This window comes from Streptomyces sparsus (genome assembly GCF_054776295.1).
In genome coordinates, this window is record NZ_BAAHCA010000957.1 from 1 (window position 1) to 1,796 (window position 1,796).

1 protein-coding gene is annotated in these 1,796 nt (G+C 74.4%); it reads right to left on the bottom strand.

From position 1 onward, the window contains the following. Positions 1-43 precede the first annotated feature (43 nt). The coding region (locus ACYVE9_RS25315) for a tetratricopeptide repeat protein (protein WP_461030219.1) at positions 44-1,796 on the bottom strand (1,753 nt) is incomplete at its 5' end.

Here is a 1,796-nt window from a genome sequence, read left to right on the forward strand (position 1 = left end):
GTCCTCCCCCCGGACCGTCGCGAACGCCGCCGGCCGTGCGGGATCAGGCCGCCACCGAGGGGGCGAGCAGCGCACGCACCTCGTCGGCCTCCGGGGCGTCCAGCGCGTGGAAGATGTCCAGCGCCTCCTGCCACCTGGCCCGGGCCTGCTCCGGACGGCCCAGCTCGGCGAGGGCCTTGCCCAGCACACACAGCACCGTGCCGCGCCGCCACTTCCCGCCGATGCCCTTGAGAGCCAGGGCCTGCTCGGCGTGCCCGGCGGCCGACGCCGCCCGGCCGTCGGCGAGGTGCACCTCGGCGATGCGGAAGTGCGTGACGCCCTCCCACAGCGGCTGGCGGCTGTCGTGGAAGATGTCCAGCGCCTCCGAGAGCCGCGTCAGCCCGTCCGCGGTGCGACCGGACTTGGCCAGGGCCACACCGAGCGTGTAGAGGCCGTTGGCGAGCCGCAGTGTCAGCCCCATCGACTCGTAGATCCGCATGCCCTGTTCGGCCAGTTCGATGGCGCTGTCGAAACAACCGCGTGCCATGCGCACCCGGGCCAGGTTGCACAGCGCGCTCGCCTCGGACGGGCGGTTGGCGTAGCCGCGAAACCGCTCCAGGGCCTGGCTCAGGTGCCGTTCGGCGGCGGCGTGGTCGCCCCGGTGGTTGGCCACGATGCCCAGGTCGTTCAACGCGTAGGAGGTGGTGATCGGATCGTCGGCGGCCAGCCCCAGCAGCAGCGTCTCGCGGGCCTCCTCCTCGGCCTCCGCGAACCGGCCGGCGGTGATGTGGGCGACGGTCAGCACCAGCCGGGCCCGGGCCTCGGCGTGCGGGTCACCCGCCTCCCGGGCCGCGTCCCGCAGCGTGCGCGCGGTGAGCAGGAACTGCCGGGCGTTCGCCCCGGACTCGGCCAGGTCGCTGGTGACCAGCAGCAGGTCGGCGGCCCGGCGCAGTGCGCCGCCCCCGGCGAGTTGCAGCGCGCAGGAGAGAAAGCAGCCGGCCTCGGCGAACAACCACTCGGTGGCCGGGGCGAGTTCGTGGAACGCCAGCCCCTGGACGGCGGTGGGCTCCAGGTACTCGACGAGCAGCTCACCGGGCCGGTCCAGGGCGTGCACCCGGGCGGCGGTGGCCAGGTAGAAGTCCAGCAGCCGGGAGAGCGCGGCCTCCCGCTCGTCGGGCGACCGCTCGTCACGCTCCGCACAGGCACGCGCGTAGAGTCGGAGCAGGTCGTGGAAGCGGTAGCGACAGGGCGCGGCCGACTCCAGCAGGCTGGTGTCCACCAGGGACTCCAGCAGTTCCTCGGTGGCCTCCGGGCTCCGGTCGAGCATCGCGGCGGCGGCCGGCAGGGAGATGTCCGGCCCGTCGGCGAGCCCGAGCAGCCGGAACGCCCGCGCCTGCTCCGGGTCGAGCTGCCCGTAGCCGAGTTCGAAGGTGGCCTTCACCGCGAGGTCCCCGGCCTGCAACTCGTCCAGCCGGCGGCGTTCGTCGGCGAGCTTGCGGGCCAGCACCGCCACCGTCCAGGTGCGGCGGGCGGCGAGCCGGGCGGCGGCGATCCGCAGCGCCAGCGGCAGGAAGCCGCAGGCCGCGACGACGTCCATCGCGGCCTGGCGCTCGCTCTCCACCCGCTCGGCACCGACGATCCGCGTGAAGAGCGTCATCGCCTCCTCCGGACTCATCACGTCCAGGTCGATCAGGTGCGCACCGGCCAGGTCGACCATCCGGCAGCGGCTGGTGACGATCGCCGCGCACCCCTCGGCGCCGGGCAGCAGCGGGCGCACCTGCGCGGCGTCGCGGGCGTTGTCCAGCAGGGCCAGGAAG